This window comes from Desulfurivibrio dismutans (assembly GCF_029210385.1).
In the GTDB taxonomy this organism is placed as follows: Bacteria; Desulfobacterota; Desulfobulbia; order Desulfobulbales; family Desulfurivibrionaceae; genus Desulfurivibrio; species Desulfurivibrio dismutans.
On the sequence record NZ_JARGDQ010000009.1, the window covers coordinates 15,400 to 32,047 of the forward strand.

At 61.4% G+C, this 16,648-nt stretch carries 16 protein-coding genes; 2 read left to right on the forward strand and 14 right to left on the reverse strand.

Features of this window, described 5'->3' with window-relative positions; all coding sequences use genetic code 11:
• The 3 genes from P0N66_RS10550 to P0N66_RS10560 form a co-directional block, all read right to left on the reverse strand.
• Positions 1 to 186 (reverse strand): CD1871A family CXXC motif-containing protein, encoded by a 186-nt coding sequence (locus tag P0N66_RS10550; RefSeq protein WP_275805130.1) that lies wholly within the window; start codon positions 184 to 186, stop codon positions 1 to 3.
• Between the two features lie 30 nt (positions 187 to 216).
• Positions 217 to 600, reverse strand: a complete 384-nt coding sequence (locus P0N66_RS10555; RefSeq protein WP_275805132.1) for a PilZ domain-containing protein — start codon at positions 598 to 600, stop codon at positions 217 to 219.
• Positions 601 to 663: 63 nt separating this feature from the next.
• On the reverse strand, positions 664 to 1,821 hold the full coding sequence (locus tag P0N66_RS10560) for a hypothetical protein (RefSeq protein ID WP_275805135.1): 1,158 nt from the start codon (positions 1,819 to 1,821) through the stop codon (positions 664 to 666).
• A gap of 205 nt (positions 1,822 to 2,026) precedes the next feature.
• Between P0N66_RS10560 and P0N66_RS10565 the strand changes: the two genes are divergently transcribed.
• Entirely contained in the window at positions 2,027 to 2,830 is an 804-nt protein-coding gene (locus tag P0N66_RS10565; protein ID WP_275805136.1) for a prepilin peptidase, read from the forward strand.
• Positions 2,831 to 2,968: 138 nt separating this feature from the next.
• On the opposite strand, the gene mnmG is transcribed toward P0N66_RS10565, so the two are convergent.
• From mnmG to P0N66_RS10615, 10 genes are all read right to left on the reverse strand, one after another.
• Positions 2,969 to 4,939 carry a tRNA uridine-5-carboxymethylaminomethyl(34) synthesis enzyme MnmG gene (gene mnmG / locus P0N66_RS10570; RefSeq protein ID WP_275805138.1) on the reverse strand — a complete coding sequence of 657 codons (1,971 nt, stop codon included), beginning with the start codon at positions 4,937 to 4,939 and terminating at the stop codon, positions 2,969 to 2,971.
• Positions 4,940 to 4,955: 16 nt separating this feature from the next.
• Entirely contained in the window at positions 4,956 to 6,455 is a 1,500-nt protein-coding gene (locus tag P0N66_RS10575; RefSeq protein ID WP_275805140.1) for a TrkH family potassium uptake protein, read from the reverse strand.
• A gap of 143 nt (positions 6,456 to 6,598) precedes the next feature.
• The gene (gene trkA, locus P0N66_RS10580) at positions 6,599 to 7,954 is read right to left on the reverse strand and encodes a Trk system potassium transporter TrkA (protein WP_275805142.1); all 1,356 of its coding nucleotides are present in this window, start codon (positions 7,952 to 7,954) and stop codon (positions 6,599 to 6,601) included.
• A complete protein-coding gene (locus tag P0N66_RS10585; protein ID WP_275805144.1) occupies positions 7,942 to 8,985 on the reverse strand; it encodes a class I SAM-dependent methyltransferase in 1,044 nt (347 codons plus the stop codon). The genes trkA and P0N66_RS10585 overlap by 13 nt, the downstream gene beginning before the upstream one ends.
• 1 nt (position 8,986) lies before the next feature.
• A complete protein-coding gene (locus tag P0N66_RS10590; protein ID WP_275805146.1) occupies positions 8,987 to 9,694 on the reverse strand; it encodes a class I SAM-dependent methyltransferase in 708 nt (235 codons plus the stop codon).
• 122 nt (positions 9,695 to 9,816) lie between these two features.
• Entirely contained in the window at positions 9,817 to 10,335 is a 519-nt protein-coding gene (locus P0N66_RS10595) for a TlpA family protein disulfide reductase (RefSeq protein ID WP_275805148.1), read from the reverse strand.
• 234 nt (positions 10,336 to 10,569) lie between these two features.
• Complete coding sequence (locus P0N66_RS10600; protein WP_275805150.1) at positions 10,570 to 11,358, reverse strand: ATP-binding protein; 789 nt, start codon at positions 11,356 to 11,358, stop codon at positions 10,570 to 10,572.
• 85 nt (positions 11,359 to 11,443) lie between these two features.
• Entirely contained in the window at positions 11,444 to 12,052 is a 609-nt protein-coding gene (locus P0N66_RS10605; protein ID WP_275805152.1) for an HD domain-containing protein, read from the reverse strand.
• A 407-nt stretch (positions 12,053 to 12,459) separates the two neighbouring features.
• Entirely contained in the window at positions 12,460 to 14,154 is a 1,695-nt protein-coding gene (gene hcp / locus P0N66_RS10610) for a hydroxylamine reductase (RefSeq protein ID WP_275805155.1), read from the reverse strand.
• Between the two features lie 443 nt (positions 14,155 to 14,597).
• On the reverse strand, positions 14,598 to 15,068 hold the full coding sequence (locus P0N66_RS10615) for a nucleoside deaminase (RefSeq protein ID WP_275805157.1): 471 nt from the start codon (positions 15,066 to 15,068) through the stop codon (positions 14,598 to 14,600).
• Between the two features lie 230 nt (positions 15,069 to 15,298).
• Here P0N66_RS10615 and plsY point away from each other — a divergent pair, with 230 nt between their 5' ends.
• Positions 15,299 to 15,961 (forward strand): glycerol-3-phosphate 1-O-acyltransferase PlsY, encoded by a 663-nt coding sequence (plsY, locus tag P0N66_RS10620; RefSeq protein WP_275805159.1) that lies wholly within the window; start codon positions 15,299 to 15,301, stop codon positions 15,959 to 15,961.
• Positions 15,962 to 16,080: 119 nt separating this feature from the next.
• Here plsY and fliW read toward each other — a convergent pair whose 3' ends face one another.
• A complete protein-coding gene (fliW, locus tag P0N66_RS10625) occupies positions 16,081 to 16,560 on the reverse strand; it encodes a flagellar assembly protein FliW (protein ID WP_275805162.1) in 480 nt (159 codons plus the stop codon).
• Positions 16,561 to 16,648: the final 88 nt, after the last annotated feature.

A 16,648-nucleotide genomic window follows, 5' to 3' on the forward strand; every position in this document is an offset into this window, starting at 1 on the left:
TCAGCCTACTCCGATACAGCTCAGGCACACCTGTACGGCCTGCTCCAGTACTCGCCGGGGCTCACCGGTGGCAATGCCGATGATGCCCAGGAGCGTGAAAACCAGAATCACCACAAAGGGGGTCCGGCGAACTTCGACTTTGGTTTTGCTGCTACGGCTGGGCTTGCGGCTTACTTGCGGGGGCATGGAATCGACTCCAGTGATGACGATGGTTGTTTAGATAATAGTATCCGGTTTTTCCAGTTGGCGGTGAAACTCCTCTTCCACCTGGTCCGGGTCGCCGAGATTGTAGGCGATGATATTTTTCAAATGATAAAAACTGTCCAGGTCCATGGCAAAAAGCCGCAGGGCCAGGCCGTCGGGTTCCACTCGGACCACTTCGCCCTTCATCTGCAGACGCAGGTTGCTGGTGCTGCCGGTAAGATAAAGCTCCACCCGACAATGCTCACCAACCCGATGGCCGCTGACGCCGTCCACCGAGACCCCTTTCAGGCTGAGATCGGAGGTGCGGCAGTGTTCGTAAGTGTGATTGTCAAAACGCAGGGTGGCGGTGGCCCGGAAGGGAACCCGGCTGTTGTGGCGGCGGTTGGCGGTGGTCATGGCCTTACTCCCTGGTCTGGGCGGTTGGTGCGACCCCATGGGGCGGATCGGTGATCTCGGTGGTCAGCCCTGCTCGGGCATGGTCAGAAATCCTTCCCGTTCCAGCAGGGAGCGGGGGTTGAGCAGGGGATAGGAGGCGTCGTCGTCGGTGGTCCCCAGGCCGGCTATATCTCCGTTGGCCGCCGTCTGAAAGCGCTGCAGGATCAATTGATTGCGGTTACCGAGGCGGACCGGCACCACTCCGTGCCATTGGCCGTGGCTGAGCACCAGCAGGTGGTCGGCGTCTTCCGCCGGCAGCGTCGGCAGGCCGCCGCCCCTGGGCATGATAAGGGGAAGTTTGAGTTTTTTCAAGCGGCTGGCGGGAATTTTGGCCAGGGGGCCCCGAAAAAGCCGGGGTAACCGCCGGAAGAGACGGCCGAAAGCATTCAACGGTACTTCGGTGGACGCCAGTCGGGCCTGGCGCTCCCGGGGCTTGATCGGCATCAGCCGGGCGATGGCATTGACGGGAATAAGCAGCGGGAAATCGCCAAGTTCAACCAGTCGGCAAGGTTCGCCGGGGATTGGGGCGTAGTGGTGCAGCCGGTTGTTTCCCCGACGGCGCTCCCAGGGCGGCAACGGGGCTGTCTCGGCGATGGACTGCTTGGTGATGCCGTTTCCCACCGCCGACTTTGCTTCGGGCGCACTTGCGGGCTGGTTCCCGTGGTCGGCCACCGCCGTGGTGGCTTCGTTGGCCGGGGCGGCGGGAGGAGGGGGTGGGACGTCGTAGCCGGTCGCCGCCGGTTTGGGAGGAGGCGAGGCCTGGGACGCTGACCCCGCCCGCCCGTCTTCAGTGGCGGTTCGGGGGGCGGTTGGCGGCGTAGCCGGTCGCTCTTTCAGGCGATTTTTAAGGCTGGTGAAGCGTTTGTACATGCGCCGCCCCAGTTCCTCCTCCCGTTGGGGGTCAAATTTGCCTTCCTCGTAGACATTGACCACATGAGCTAAGGCTTCTTTAAGGAAGTCCAGGCAGTCAGGGTCTGCCGTCGCCTCCCGTTTGCGCATATAAAGGATGACCCCTTCCGCCATGCCCAGCATGGCCAGAATGTTTTTTCGGGAATTAAAACGCTGCTTCAGGCAGGCGCAGGCTTCCAGCAGCGGTTCACTGCGGCGCACCGGCAGGCGATGGTCCTGGGAGATGATTTCTGCCTTGAATATACGGATCGACTCGTCGATGGAAATGGCCATGGTGAAACCTTCAATTTGGGTAACTGTCCAGCAGCACCCCCGAAAGCGGCGATCAGGTCGGCTTGAGTACCTGATGTACGCTACGCCGACCTGCTTACCGCAGGGGGCACTGCTGAACAGTTACGTACCAGAATGAGCTGGATAGTTACCAATTTGGATGACCTTTTTTGCTGCATCTTAACCGATTACGATATACCATGCGGGGATGGAATATCCCATCCCTTATTATCTTCTGATAACCGCCGCCGTGGTGTTGGGGGCGGTGGTCGGCAGCTTTTTAAACGTGGTTATCCTTCGCTTGCCGGCCAGCATGCTGGGGGCGGCGGAGAACATCATCTGGCCGGCTTCCCGTTGCCCGCAATGCAAAACGTCCCTGGCCTGGTACGATAACATTCCGATTGTCAGCTTTGTCCTGCTCCGTCGGCGCTGCCGGGCCTGCGGTGGTAAAATCTCCTGGCGCTACCCTTTGGTGGAAGCGGCCATGGCCGGCCTGGCCCTGGCTCTGCTGCTGCGCTTTGGGCCGACATTGGACTGGCTGATTTACTTTATCTTTTCTGCGGCCCTGCTGGCTATCTTTTTTATCGATCTCGACCACCAATTGATCCCCGATGTCATCAGCCTGCCAGGCATTGCGATGGGATTTGCCGCTTCCTTCGGGTTAAGCGGTGTTACCTGGCCTGATGCCGGCCTGGGCATTGTGCTGGGCGGCGGCACCTTTTACCTGGTGGCCCTGGGCTACAGTCTGGCCACCGGTCGCGAGGGCATGGGCGGCGGGGATATCAAGCTGCTGGCCATGCTGGGGGCTTTTCTGGGCTGGCAGGCGCTGCCCTTCATCATCCTGGCCAGCTCGCTGCTGGGGCTGGTGGTGGGCATCGGCGCCATGATCCGCCAGGGCAAGGGCGGCCGCAGTGTGATCCCCTTTGGCCCCTTCCTGATCACCGCCGCCTGGCTCTGGCTCTTCTTCCCGGAACAGATCGACCAGCTTTGGCGACTGCTTTTCCTGCCGTAACCGTCCAGCAGCACCCCCGAAAGCGGCGATCGGGTCGGCTTGAGTACCTGATGCACGCTACGCCGACTTGGCTTACCGCAACCTGGGGCACGGCTGTTCAGTTACATGCCAGAATGAACTGGATAGTTACTTCCTGCCTTAAGCTCGTCCCCGCTTTTTCAACTGTACCTGCAAAATACTGATGGCCGCCGGGGTGATGCCGGAGATACGGGCGGCCTGGCCCAGGGTGCGAGGGCGGACCCGCTCCAGTTTTTCCGCCACCTCCAGGCTCAGGCCCGGCATCCCGGTGTACTGCAGATCATCGGGCAGCCGCTGGGCCTCCAGCTTGCGGAAACGCTGCACCTGTTCCTGCTGGCGGTCGATATAGCCGGCGTATTTGAGCTCCAGTTCCACTTCCTGGCGGATGTGGCGGGAAAAATCGGCGGGCTGTTCCGAGTCGTTGGCGGTGGGGCCAGAAATGGGGACAGATTTATTTTTGTTGTCCAAAAATAAATCTGTCCCCATTTCTGGCCCCATTTCTGCCAGGGCCAGCACCGTGTCGATATTCATCTCCGGTCTTCTTAGCAGTTCCGCCAGGCTGGCGGGCTGGCGCAGGGGGGAGCTTTGTCGCCGGGCCAGTTGCTCGTTCACCGCCGGGGAGGGGTAAAGCCTGGTCTGTTCCAGTTGCTGCCGCAACTCGGCCATGGCCTGGCGTTTGCGGCGGAAGCAGCGGTAACGCTGCTCATCCAGCAGGCCGATTTCGCGGCCGATTTCACACAGGCGAAAGTCGGCGTTGTCCTCCCGCAGCAGCAGGCGGTACTCGGCCCGGGAGGTGAATAGCCGATAGGGCTCCTTGGTCCCCTTGGTCACCAGGTCGTCGATCAGCACCCCGATATAGGCCTGGGAACGGTCCAATACCAGGGGCTCCAGGCCTCCCAGTTGACGGGTGGCGTTGATGCCGGCCATCAGCCCCTGGGCCGCCGCCTCTTCATACCCCGAGGTGCCGTTGATCTGGCCGGCCAGGAAAAGATGGTCAAGGCGCTTGCACTCCAGCCAGGGGTGCAGTTCCAGCGGATCGACGTAGTCGTACTCGATGGCATAGCCCGGACGGATCATGCGGGCCTGCTCCAGCCCCGGCACGCTGCGGATCATGGCGTGCTGGACGGCCAGCGGCAGGCTGGTGGAAAGCCCGTTGGGGTACACTTCCAAGGTATCCAACCCTTCCGGTTCCAGGAAGATCTGGTGGCGGTCCTTGTCCGGGAAACGGATCACCTTATCTTCCACCGAGGGGCAGTAACGGGCCCCCACCCCCTGGATGATCCCGGTGAACAGCGGTGACTGGTCGCAGCCTTTGCGGATGATCTCGTGGGTTTGGGCGGTGGTGTAGGTGATATGACACGGCACCTGGGGCAGGGTCGGCTTTTGCCCGACGTTGGCAAAGGAAAAGAGCTGGGGCGGCTCATCGCCGGGCTGGCTCTCAAGTTGCCGGTAGTCGATGCTGCCGCCGGCCAGCCGCGGCGGGGTGCCGGTTTTCATCCGACCCATGGCAAAGCCCAGCTCCTTGAGGTGCCCGGGCAAGGAGCGGGAGGGCGGGTCTCCCAGGCGACCGGCGGCGAAATGCTTGAGCCCGACGTGAATCAGGCCGTTGAGAAAGGTGCCGGTGGTGATGATCACCGCTCCGGCCCGCAGCTCTTCCCCCAGCGAGGTTGCCACCCCGCAGACCCGGGGCCGTCCCCGGCGCTGCTCGATGAGCAGCCGGTCGGCGGTGGCCTGGCGCAGCTCCAGGTTGGGCTGCTCTTCGATTACCCGTTTCATTCGTTGCGGGTACAGCCGACGGTCGGCCTGGGCCCGGGAGGAGCGCACCGCCGGCCCCCGGCTGGTGTTGAGCTGCCGGAACTGGATACCGGTGGCGTCGATGTTGCGGGCCATCTCGCCGCCCAGGGCGTCGATCTCCCGCACCAGGTGGCCTTTGGCCAGCCCTCCCACCGCCGGGTTGCAGCTCAGGGCGGCGATGGTATCGGCGTTGATCACCAGCAGCGCCGTGCGGCTGCCCAGCCGGGCCGCCGCCAGGGCCGCCTCGCAGCCGGCATGGCCGGCGCCGATCACTATGACATCGTAATGTTCATTCATCTTTTGACCGGTGCGTTTACGGCGCTGTGGTGGGTTGTCTACGGGCGAAAAAGCGTACTTCCGGCCGGCGGGCAGTGCGCCAGAAGGCGGGGGTCAGCAGAACGATCACCGTATAAAGCTCCAGGCGGCCGGCCAGCATGCAGAAAGTGAGAATCACCTTGGCCAGGGCCGGCAAATCGGCAAAACCGTGGGCCGGCCCCACCAGGTGCAGTCCCGGGCCGATGTTGTTGAGGGTGGCGATCACCGCCGTGGTGCCGGTGACCAGGTCCACCCCCAGGGCGGTGACCACCAGGGTGGCAATCAAAAATATCATGAAATAAAGGGCGAAAAACCCCAGTACGGCGGTCATTACCTCCCGGGGCACCCGGTGGCCGCCCAGCTTGATGATGCTCACCGTCTGGGGGTGGATCAGGCTGCGCAACTGCAACCGGACATACTTGAAAAAGAGCAGGAAGCGCACGGTTTTAATGCTGCCGGCGGTGGAGCCGGCCATGCCGCCCACCAGCATCAGCCCCACCAGGATCAACTGTGACGACGAGGGCCAGAGGGTGAAATCGGCGGTGCCAAAACCCGAGGTGGTGAGGATGGAGACCGTCTGAAAGGAGGCGTAGCGCAGCGAAGTGGCAAGGTTTTGGTAAATATTGAAGTGGTAGTTGAAAAAGGTGATCAGCAGCATGGCGCCCACGGTCAGCCCCAGGTAGAGCCGGAACTCTTCACTGTGCCAGTAGGTGAGCAGCCGCCCCCGCAGCGCGTGGTGGTGCATGGCGAAGTTGATGCCGCCGATGAACATGAAGATAATGATCACCACTTCAACGTAGGTGGAGTTGAAATGCCCCACGCTGTCGTTGTAAGGCGAAAAGCCGGCGGTGGAAATGGTGCAGAAGGCGTGGGTGGTGGCGTCGTAAAAGCTTAAACCCCCGAACATCAGCAGGGCGATCAGCACCAGGGTGAAGAACACATAAACCGACCAGAGAATGCGGGCCGTGTCCTGGATGCGGGGGGTCAGCCGGTCCTTGGTGGGGCCGGTCATCTCGGCCTGGAACAACTGCATGCCGCCAATCCCCAGCAGCGGCAGGATAGCCAGGGAGAGCACGATGATCCCCATGCCCCCCAGCCACTGGGTGGTGGCCCGCCAGAAGAGCAGGCTGGGGGCCAGGGCCTCGATGTCGGTGAGGATGGTGGAGCCGGTGGTGGTAAAGCCGCTCATGGACTCAAACAGGGCGTCGACGAAGGAGGGCACCTGGGCGGCAAGCAGGTAGGGCAGGGAGCCCAGCAGGGCCATGCCCAGCCAGCAGACCGTCACCACCGCGAAACCATCCCGCAGGCTCAACTCCTTGATGGGCCTGAACAGCAGAATCAGCCCCGCCCCGACCCCGACCCCGATCCCGGCGCAGAGCAGAAAAATTTCCACCAGCCCGTCATCGTAATAGGCACTGACGGGAATGGGGGTCAGCAGAAAAAGGGAAATCAGCAGCAGCAGCTTCCCTAAAATATTTAACACGCCACCGGTATGCATGACTTTCTATCCCACGCTATTCTTGGCCAGACTAGCAAGAAAATGAGCGGCAGTGCCGCAGATTCGGGCAAGCGCCCCGGCGCCGCGTACCTCGGTACGCAAGTCGGGGCGATCGCCCGAAGATGTGGTGCTGCCGCTCATTTTCACTTGTCGAAGAGGGATTCCACTCCCTGCTCCGCGTCGCTGGTAAAGAAGATGATCAGGTTGTCGTCCGGGGCCAGCATGGTCTCGCCGGTGGGGATAATGGTCTGGTGCCCCCGGATGATGGCGCCGACAATGGAGCCGTGAGGGAAAGTCAGGTGCTTCAAGGGCAGGTCGACAAACTGGTCCTGGTCCGGCACCTTCATCTCCACCACCTCGGCCTCGCCGCCCAGCAGGCTGGCCACACTGACGATGCGGCCGCCGCCGTGGCGCACATAGCGCAGAATCATATTGGCCGCCACCTGGCGTGGACTCAGAGGGACATCGATGCCCAGTTTGCCCAGCATGGGAACAAAGCCGGGGTTGGAAATCAGGGTGATGCACTTTTTGGCCCCGTGGTGCTTGGCCAGCAGGCTGGAAAGGATGTTGGTGGTGTCGCTGTTGGTCACCGCGATCACCAGGTCCACCTGGTCGATATCCTCTTCCAGCAGGTCGTTGGCTTCCAGGCCGTCGCTGTTGAGCACCACCGTGTCGTCCAGCTGCTCGGCCAGGGTCTCGCAGACCGCCGGGTCCTGCTCCAGCAGGCTGACATCGATGTTGAGCTGTTCCATCTGGCGGGCCACCATGGCGCCGATGGGGCCGCCGCCGATGATGAACACCTTGCGGGGCAGGCGGCTGGTGCTGGCAAAGAGCAGGTGCTCCACCGCCGGTACGTCCGGGCGGCGGGCCACCAGGTAGAGTTTGTCGCCGGGTTCCACTTTGTCGTTGCCCCGGGGAATGATGGTTTTTTCGCCCCGGGTGATGGCGACCACCAGGAAGTGGTAAAGATCCTGCAGGTCCCGCAGGTCGGCCAGGGTGGAACCGACGCAGGGGTGTTCCTCCTTGGCCACGTAGCCCAGCATGTCCACCTGGCCGTGGCCGAATTCCGCCACCTCGACGGCCTGGCTCAGGGTGGTGAGCCGCAGGATCTCCTCGCTCATGGCCAGATCCGGGCTGATCACCAGGTCGATCCCCAGGGTCTCTTCCACTCCGGAGGTGCCGTGGGCGTAGAAGTCCTTGTTGCGGACCCGGGCAATCCGGGTCTTGACCTTGTACTGGCGGGAGATGATGCAGGCAATCAGGTTGATCTCGTCGCTGTCGGTGACCGCGATGAACAGCTCGGTGCGTTCGATACCCGCCTTTTCCAGCACCTTGGGGGAGGCGCCGGTACCGTGCACCGGCATGACGTTGAGTTCGCGCTCCAGGCGGCGCAGCTTCTTCTCGTCGCTGTCCACCAGCACCACTTCCTGGCCCTCGCCGGAGAGCTTTTCACAAAGATGGCGGCCGACCATGCCGGCCCCGACGATCATGATCCGCATCGGGTGCCTCCGCTTTGATTCGTCGAAGTTTTTGGTTGTTGCACCGGGGTGGGGGCCGCGAAGCCCGGTAGCGGCTCATTCTCGGCGGGTTGCCTGCCCGCTCCCAAATCATCTATGGCGGTGCCGGCAGCCTCCTGCACGTCCATGTGCCCGGCTGCCGGCAAACCCGCCGCTACCGGGCTTCGCGGCCCCCGTCCAAGTGCGCAAGCCTGACTCTTTTCCCAATGGATAAGGGCCCACTTGGAGGGGGTGTCGCGGCGTAGGGCAAAAGTTCCGTCCGGCTTGGGGTGCAGGCGGGCGTCTGCGTACTCTTCCAGGCGGCGCTGTTCTTCGGCGGACAGGGGTTCTTCGGCCGGGATCATCCAGAGCAGGGAGTCGATGGCCCTTTGCCGATCCGGATAAATTCGTTCGTGGTCGAGGATGATGAAGTCCACCCCGGCGTGGATACCCAGCCGGTAGAGGATATTGATGGTGTAGATATAATCCGGGCCGGGGTCGAAGGGGCGGCCCAGGGCGGCAAACAGCTCCGGGTCGAAGGGGCCGGCCCCCACCCGGTCGCCGATAATGGCCAACCGCCGGCTGTAACGGTCCATTTTGGCCAGGGCCCCGGCCAGATTGTCCACCGCCAGGGAGCGGGAGGCGATGACCACGTCGTGGGGTTCAAGACCCAGGGCGGCCCAGTCATCCTCCCAGGCCGCCTGGACGGTGCGAATGTTTGACAATTCCTGGCTTTGCTTTTGCTTGTCCAGTTCTGCCAGCATGGCGGCGGAGTAGTCAACGGCGCTTACCTGTTGTACCCGGCGGGCCAAGGGCAGGGCCAGGGTGCCGGGGCCGCAGCCGGCATCCAGCACTGTCCAGTGGGGTTGCCAGGCAAACTTGGCCAGGAACTGGTCGGTGTAGGGCGAATCCAGGTTGCGGGTGGCGAAATCCGCCGCCCGCCGGTCCCATTCCCGCCGATTGCGACGGGGCCGGCTCTTGTGCTGCCGCTCTTCACGCCACATGGCATTCCAGTCCAGATCTTGGTAGCGCATGTTAACGAGGTTTTTTTTGTAAACGGCTTAGGATGACGGTGTGTTCGCTGTCATCGCTTTGCATCCGGCGCTGGCTGATGGCGATGGTAAACCCCTTTTCCTTCTCCGCCCGGGTAAGGAATGGGGAGACGCTCTGGCGGCGGATGTCGTGGGCCAGGTAAACAGTGCCGCCTGGCGCCAGAAAACGGTCTATGATCTCCAGCAGCGGGGTGAAAAACTCTTCCCGGAAGAGGATCTCGGCCCCGATGATGGTGGTGAACTGCGGTAATTCCACCGGGTTCAGCCAATCCAGCAGCAGGTGTTCCACCTGCGGATCAACACCGCTGGCAGCGGCGCTTACCCGTTGAAAATCAAGGATATGCTCTTCGTAGTCGCTCAAGGTTACCCGGTGTCCGGCGGCGGCGGCGGCCAGGCCGGGCAGGCCCAGGCCGGCTCCCAGTTCCAGCACCCGGCCTTCCGGGTCGGGGGTCTGGGCGGCCATGAAATCAGCCAGCACCAGGGCCGCTTCCCAGATCTTGACCCAGAAGGGAAAACTTTCCACATCCTCAAAAGGATCCTTGTCGCCCAGCAGTGGTGCCAGGTCGCTTACCTGGAGCAGGTGCAACCGGTGCTCCCGGATATTCCACGGTTCCAGTTCCACCTGGTAGCTTTTTTGCAGTTTTGCCAGGGTTTCCGCTGCTGGCGGCGGTAGTGTGAGGTCGGCTTGCATACGTGGTCCTTTGCGGCAATGTCCCGGGGCGCAACCGGATGGCTGGCCCGGATGGTTTATAGTCTATAAAAGATGAAGTCGCCAAAAGTCCATGGGCGCGATGATGACTTCTTGCAAAGTCATCATAAAACGGCCTGCAACTCGCGCTCCAGCACGCGGATGTCCACGTAGCCGTCAAAGCGCTGAATGATTTCCCCCTGGCGATCAATGAGAAAAGTGGTGGGGATGCCGAAGACGTCACCGAAGTTTCGCGGGGTATCGGGGCCGCTCATCACCACCGGGTAGTTAATGCCCAATTCGGACATGAAATTGCGCACCCCCCGGGCATCGCCCTGGTCCACCGAGATACCCAGAACGGTAAAATCGCCGTTGCCGTATTTTTCCTGCAGGGCGATCAGGGTGGGTACTTCCTGGCGGCAGGGTGGGCACCAGGTGGCAAAGAAGGTAACCACCAGGGTTTGGCCGACGAAATCACGGCTGTTGATGGTGCGGCCGTCCTGGGCGGACGTCAGGGAAAAAGCTGGCATGCTGGTAACCGGGTCTGCGTTGCGGGAGCAACCGGTGGCGGCCGGCAGCGTGAGCAGGATCAGGGCGAGCAGGTAAATCGGCAACAGGGACAGGGGGGAACGGTGGGGTAGCATAATTCTGTTTTCTCCGTAGCTAAGCAGGTCAGTGGCCAGATAAAAAAAGTTCATAATGAAAGCAAATGGCAAGATGACTAAAAAAGACAAATTCTCACCGGGCAGGTTCCCGGTGAGAATTTGGCTTGGCAAGCGGTGATTATACCGTATTGTTTAGAGAAATGCCAACCCCCTGTTTGGGTTGGTTTTTTGGCGTGATATCAGGTGATTGTCTGGACAGTAAGGGCCGGCGTCTTACAGCCGGTTACCCCGCACCCCGATGACCACCTCTTCCACCGGGATGGAGGTGCCGGCCCGCTGCTGGGCGGCCTGGATAATGCCGCGCATGCTGCCGCAGCAGGGGACCTCCATGATGGCCATGGTGATGCTCTTAATGCCGGCCACCTGGAAAATCTCGCTGAACTTCGCCACGTAGGATTCGGCATCGTCAAACTTGGGGCAGCCCAGCAGCACCGTCTTGCCCGGCAACAGCTCCCGGTTGAAGGCGGGATGCGCCACCGGCACACAGTCGGCGGCCACCAGTAGATCGGCGCCTTTCAGGAAAGGGGCCTCGGGCGGTACCAGCCGAATCTGGATGGGCCAGTGGGTAAGGGCGGACTGGGCGGGGTCGGCCCCGGCGTAAGCGGCCGGCACCGCCGGCGCTCCGGCCGTGGACCGGGGTTGATTGGCGGCCTGGCAGGGCGAAGTGGCCGGGCCGAAGCTCTGGATATGCGACGAGGCGCAGCCACAGGCCATGGTGTCCGCCGCCGCCGGAGCGGGGGCCTCGGCCTGGACCTTTTTGGCGGCCAGCAGTTCTTCCACTGCCGCTTCATCAAAATCATCGGCCTGGCGCTCAATCACCTTCAGGGCTCCGGTGGGGCAGGCCCCAAGGCAGGCGCCCAGGCCGTCGCAGTATTTTTCCGCCACCAGTCGGGCCTTGCCATCGATAATCTCCAGGGCGCCTTCGGCGCAGTCGGGCACGCACTGGCCGCAGCCGTCACAGAGATTTTCGTCTATCTCAATTATTTTTCGTGTTACTTTCATGGTTGTTGCTCCCCTGGGCCGGGTAATTTTTTCCGGCAGGTTTTCAGTTTAAGTATACCGTGGGTTTGATTTGTCGGCGCTGTTGTTATTGCTGCTGTTCCGCCGCCCGGTGGGCCTTGCGAATAATTTGCAGATTGATATCCTCGCCCTCGGCGGTGGGGGCGGCCGCCGGCTGCCGCAGCTGTTCCACGACCCGGCAAACTTCCTCCACCAGGCCGGGGTTGGCGCCGGCCTCGGCCAGCAGTCGCCGGATGTCGGCGAAGGACCGGGGCGGTTCGGCCGCCGGTTGATAAAGATCGTGCAGGTAGGCGGCCAGCCGCACCACTGCCGGGTTGGCCCCTTCCGTGTCGGCGGCCAGTTGGGCGGCCCGATTGGCCACCCGCCCGGCATGACCGATACGCGTGAAATCATCGCCGTAAAGCTTTTTCACTGCCACCGCCACCTTATCAACCAACTCTTCCTGCTTCTTTTTCAGCAACTCCGGCGGCAACTCACCCAGGCACTGCTCGGCGTAAGGGCAGTAGGAGGCGCAGCCGAAGTCCATCTTGGGATTGAGCATGCGGTGGCCGCAATTCTTGCAAATCCGCCTGGCGTCATCCTTGAAAAACTCCATCTCGGCGCCGCATTTCTCGCAGGTGGTCTCAAACACCGCGCTGGAGTCCCAAAAGCGGCTGTCCTGTCCGGGGCATTGCATAACAATTAGCTCTCTTGGTCTCAGTTAAGTTGGTCGGCGCCGCAATAATTCGTCAAAGTAATTGGTTTTGGCCACGGGGTGGGGTCCGCAAAACCCGGTAGCAACTCATTCTTGGCCGGCCTCCTGCGCGTCCATGCGCCCGCCCGCCGGCGAACCCGTTGCTACTGGGTTTCGCGGCCCCCGTCCAGGCGGTGAGCGAGTTTAACGTTGCAAGGGTGGCGCTGCCAAGGAGCGTTCCGGGTTGGCCGCCGTCCTGTTTTCGCGGAGTTTGGCCGCTGCCGGGCACATGGACGTGCAGGAGGCAGCGGCCACCCCCATAGATGATGGGGGGCGGGCAGGCAACCCGCCGAGAATGAGCGAAAACAGGACGGTGGCCAACCCTTGCTACGGGCCCTTAGTGCAACCCCTTACCCCAAAATGGTCTTCAGGTCCTCATCCGGGGTGCTGATGGGCTTGATGTCGAAATTCTCCACCAGCACATTGAGCACATTGGGGGTAACAAAGGCCGGCAGGCTGGGTCCCAGGCGGATGTCCTTGATGCCCAGGTGCAGCAGGGTCAGCAGGATGGCCACCGCCTTTTGCTCGTACCAGGAGAGCACCATGCTCAACGGCAGGTCGTTAACCCCGCACTCGAAGGCCTTGGACAGTGCCACGGCGATCTGGATGGCCGAGTAGGCGTCGTTGCACTGGCCCACGTCCAGCAGCCGCGGGATGCCGCCGATGTCGCCCAGGTTTTTATCGAAGAAGCGGAACTTGCCGCAGGCCAGGGTCAGCACCACGCAGTCGGACGGTACCTTCTCTACGAACTCGGTGTAGTAGTTACGGCCCGGTTTGGCGCCGTCGCAACCGGCCACCAGGAAGAAGTGACGGATATTCTTGTCCTTGACCGCCTGGATAACCTTGTCGGCCACGCCCATCACGGTGTTGCGGGCAAAACCCACCATGACCTTGCCCTTGTCGGTGTCGGCGGCAAAACCGGGCAGTTCCTGGGCCTTCTTGATCACCGCGCTGAAGTCCTTGCCCTTGCCGGCGCAACCCAGGCCCACGGCGCTTTTGACCTTGTCCAGCATGGAGGGGCAACCCTTGTCGTCCACATGGGCCACTGCCGGCCAGCCCACCAGGCCGGTGGTGAAGATGTTGTCCTGGTAAGAACCCTGGGGCTTCTGGATGCAGTTGGTGGTCATCAGGATGGCGCCGGGGAACTCGCCAAACTCCTTATGCTGGTTCTGCCAGGCGGTGCCGTAATGGCCGTGCAGGTGGGGGTACTTCTTCAGCTCGGGATAACCGTGGGCCGGCAGCATCTCGCCGTGGGTGTAGATGTTGATCCCCTTACCCTCGGTCTGCTTGAGCAGCATCTCCAGGTCTTTCAAGTCGTGGCCGGAAACCAGGATGGCCTTGCCGGCCTTGGCGCCCAGGGGCACCTCGGTGGGCACCGGATGGCCGTAAGTGCCGGTGTTGCCGGCATCCAGCAACTCCATGGCCCGCAGGTTGACCTCGCCGCACTTGAGCACCAGGCCTACCCAGTCCTGCAGGCCCATGTCCTTACGCAGCAGGTTGGCCAGGCTTTCCTGGATAAAGGCGTATACCTGATCGTCTTCCTGGCCCAGGATCTTGGCATGGTCGGCGTAGGCGGCCACACCCTTGATGCCGAAGAGCAGGATGTGCTTGAGTGACTGGATGTCGGCGTTGTCGTCGGAGGCGTTTTTCATGTCCACCTCCTCGCCCTGCTTGACCATACCGTCCATGTCGGCGGCGGGCTGGAAGGTAAAGGCGGCTTCGTTGAAATCGGTTTTGCCGCCGGCGGCCTGGACTTTTTTGGTCAACTCCTGGCGCAGGGACACGGTGCGTTTGATCAGGGCCACGAAGCGTTCGGGATCGAAATCCACGTTGGTCAGGGTGGAGAAAACCGCCTCGCAGGTGAACAGGTTGACCTCTTCATCAACTACCCCCACCTTGCGCCCTTCCGTCGCCACCAAGGCCAGTCCCTGCATGGCGTAAACCAGCAGATCCTGCAGCGCCGCCACTTCCGGCTTCTTGCCGCAAACCCCAATGGTCTTGCATCCTTCACCCTTGGCCGTCTGTTCACACTGATAACAAAACATGGTTTATCCTCCTTCTGAATTGAAATAACAAAGCTGGCCGGCAACCCTTATGCCGCCGACCGGTTTCTATCTTCATGTTGCCGGTATGGTAGCGGATGGAATCTTTTGGCACCTTGACCTGGGTCAAATGTTTTGATTTTTTTTGTAACTGTCCAGCAGCGCCCCATCTTGCGGTGATCAGGCCGGCTTGCGTACTGATGTACGCGGCGCCGACCTGATCACCGCAAGATGGGGCGCTGCTGAACAGTTACTTGACCAAAAGTGCCGGATAGTTACGATTTTTTTCGATAAAGATGATGTCGCAAAAAGTCCGTCCATGGACTTTTTGCTCCCCGGAAAGCGGAAACCGCGTTTTCGCTTTCCTTACAAATCAATAACTTACACAGCAAGCTATTGATTTGCGCGCCCATCCATGGGCGCGTTGATAACTTCTTGCGAAGTCATCAATAAAGTATTTTATCCGGCATCTCCTGCCATTTCTTGAACAGCGGCAGAGCCTGGTCCCGCAGCAACTGGCGAGTGGGAAGTTGGCGCGCTGCCGACGGGCGGGCCAGTTCTTCATAGATGTGCAGATCGGCAAAGCCGATGGCCGCCGCGTCGTGGCGGTCGGCGGCGTAGTAGATGGCCTCGATGCCGGCCCAGTAGGCGGCGGCCAGGCACATGGGGCAGGGTTCGCAGTTGACGTACAGGGTGCAACCGGCCAGGCTGAAGTCTTTAAGATGGGCGCAGGCGTCGCGGATGGCTTCCACTTCGGCGTGGGCGGTGGGATCGTTGGCGGAGGTAACCCGGTTCCAGCCCCGGCCGATGATCTCTCCCTCCCGCACCACCAGGGCGGCAAAGGGCCCCCCTTCCCGCCGGCTCATGGTTTCTTCCGCCAAAGCGATGGTGGCCGCGAGGAGTTCTTTATGATCCATGCAGCAACTCCAGAATTGCGTGGTTACGGTTTCCCCGGCCGGGCAAGGTCAAAAACGTATCGCGCTGGGGACTGCAAAACCCGGTGCCCAGGCCAATTACATTGCGGTTGCCCTGTTGTGTGCGGCGTGCTGCTAGCCAGTTGTTCGCAAACATGATACTCTGGCAGCTCCAAAAACCGGTTACAACGATGTTATCATATTCGGGCGGGCAAATGACAATGGAATTTTCGATGCTTACTTATACAATGCTGGTCGTTGGCGCCTACCTGCTGGGTTCGGTCCCTTTTGGTCTGCTGCTGGGCAAAATGGCGGGTATGGATGTGCGGCGGGAGGGTAGCGGCAATATCGGGGCCACCAATGTCGGGCGGCTGCTGGGTAAAAAGCTGGGGGCGGTGACGTTGCTGGCCGACCTGCTCAAGGGAGTGCTGCCGATGATGCTGGCTTCCTGGTGGCTGGCGGGGGATCCGTGGCACTCACCGGTGGTGGCGCTGTGCGGCACGGCGGCCTTTTTGGGGCACCTGTTTCCGATTTACCTGGGCTTTAAAGGCGGCAAGGGGGTGGCCACCGCTCTGGGCGTTTTTTTGTACCTGACGCCGCTGGCGGCCTTGGGAGCCATGATGGTTTTTGTGCTGGTGCTGCTTAACTGGGGTTATGTTTCCCTGGCCTCGCTGAGCGCCTCTTTGCTGATGCCGGGGCTGGTATGGCTGCTGTACCACTCGGCGGCTCCCGTTGAGCCGGGGTTGATGGAAATTCTGGGGGCGACCTGGGCCGAGGTGTGGCTGGAGACGCTGTTGGCGCTCTTTTTCGCGCTGCTGATCTGGTTTAAGCACCGGGACAACATCGGCCGGCTGTTGCGGGGTGAAGAAAAGAGCTGGCGTAACTATAAAGAATGACGGCCGGTACGGACCTTAGTAAAGAGGGGAGTTGACGGCACTTCCTTGTGCCGTATGACCGTTTGCTGGCAGCCCTGCCCGGCTCTAAACCCTCTACAGGTCGGCGGCTTCGTGGCCCCCTAGTTCTCTTCCGGCTCGAATACCGGCCAGGCGGCGTCGAATTTGTTGGGGTCCAGCAGGACCTGTTTGGCCAACAGGGAGACCGGGTTTAAGACCACCGGGCCCAGCAGATTGGCGGTCATCTGTTCGGGCTGGCCCTTGGGGATGGCCAGGATCAGCAGCATCTCCAGGCTGCCGTCATTACTTTCGCCCAGTTCCCGCATGGCGGCGGCGGGCAGTTCCGGCTGATACTGGGGCACTAGGCGGCTGGCCTGAATAACCACAAAGGCCAGATCGGGGTTGTCCAGCGACTGCAGCCACATGAACGGCGATTTGCTGCTGTGCTGCCGCAGCACGAAGCGCCGGGACTCGGGAAAACCGGGAAAAGCGCTGGTCATGGTGATGATTTTTTCCGGGTCGATGCTGATCTCGCCGAAACGGCTGGTCGGTACGGTGATGGTTGGGGTACTTTCTTCAATTTTCATCGCTGCTTGAGCCATTGGTTCACCTCCTGGTGGTTTTAAAGGCAGACCTCATGTCCACCCTTTTTTGTAATATCGGTTTGTTGTCCGATCTCTGAAACAAATT